This is a genomic window from Pseudaestuariivita rosea, assembly GCF_017592335.1.
Classification (GTDB): Bacteria; Pseudomonadota; Alphaproteobacteria; order Rhodobacterales; family Rhodobacteraceae; genus Parasulfitobacter; species Parasulfitobacter rosea.
Genome location: NZ_JACNMP010000080.1, coordinates 1 through 1,223 on the forward strand (window position 1 = coordinate 1; position 1,223 = coordinate 1,223).

Sequence of the window (1,223 nt, forward strand, 5' to 3'; positions counted from 1 at the left end):
GTATTGTAGCATATATTTTCTTTGAAAGTCTCAGGTACAAACATAAAATAGTTCACTTATCGGGGTGGCGAACCTGCATTCGCTTCGACTGTGATTGACGGCAGTACTTTCTTTTTCACGCATGCAATAATCGGTGGCGACATATTTACCGTCTTTAGAGAATAAATATGTCTCGATATGTTAGGCTCAAGACTCTTGATTGTCAGTGAGAGCTGACAACCAAGAGCAGAATTTCACGACGGGGCGCTGATCTATCATCCAAGTAATGCAGCCGAGTGCCACATCCCACGGTGAAGTTAATATCAAATCAAGTCCGGGATTTTAGTAAGGTCTGGCAAAACATGTCCAGCCCGGGAACAAAGCAGGTCCTCAGGCTCGTCCCTACGGTTCACCCAAACAGTTTTGAAACCATAACCCCCAGCACCCGCCACATCCCAGCCGTTGGACGACACAAACAACACATCCCTCCGCACACAGCCAAACCGTTGACCTACCATATCATAGACTTTGGCATGTGGCTTGAAGACCTCAATATCCTCAGCTGACAAAACGGCATCCAGCATACCACCAACCCCCGCCAACGATATCGCGCCATCAAGCATTGCCGCCGTTCCGTTCGACAAAATTGCCGTGGTCAATCCTCGGGCCTTCAACGCCTGCAACATGTCATACGCTTCGGGGTAGGCATCCAATTTCCAATACAGCTCCAACAAACGGTAGTATGTCGGAGCGTTATCCGTCAGACCGTTCGCCTGCATTGCCCAATCCAAGCTTTCTTTGGTTATTTGCCAAAAGTCACAATATCGATCAGCTATCGTCCGTAGCCAAGTATATTGTGACTGCTTTGATCGCCAATCACGGGCAACTGAGGGCCAGACTTCTGACAGCGCCTTGTGTTCAGGCTCTGTAGCTGCTTGGGCGGCTGCGGCGTTCACATCGAATAACGTGCCATAGGCAGCAAAAACGCAAGTTGTGATCAGCATCTGTTCTCTCATTCGTGGGCGCCTGTTTAACTGCTCTGTGACTGAAGGAGAAGAGGATTGCTGACGTCTGTCGTGCAAGATATCTGATCCTCTTATGAATAGAAGATTGTTTGACTGAGGTGCCCCTAGTTTCCTAGACACCTGCCTGGTTCAGTTTCTGCGGTCTGATCTCGAAGTCAACGGGCGACAGCATGCCGTTTTTCGTGCGCTTGCGCTTTGGGTTGTAGAACAGCTCGATGT

1 protein-coding gene is annotated in these 1,223 nt (G+C 49.2%); it reads right to left on the reverse strand.

The genetic code is table 11. The annotated features are described in order from the left end of the window. Positions 1-302: 302 nt before the first annotated feature. On the reverse strand, positions 303-983 hold the full coding sequence (locus tag H7848_RS19630; protein WP_208354662.1) for a haloacid dehalogenase type II: 681 nt from the start codon (positions 981-983) through the stop codon (positions 303-305). Between the last annotated feature and the right edge of the window lie 240 nt (positions 984-1,223).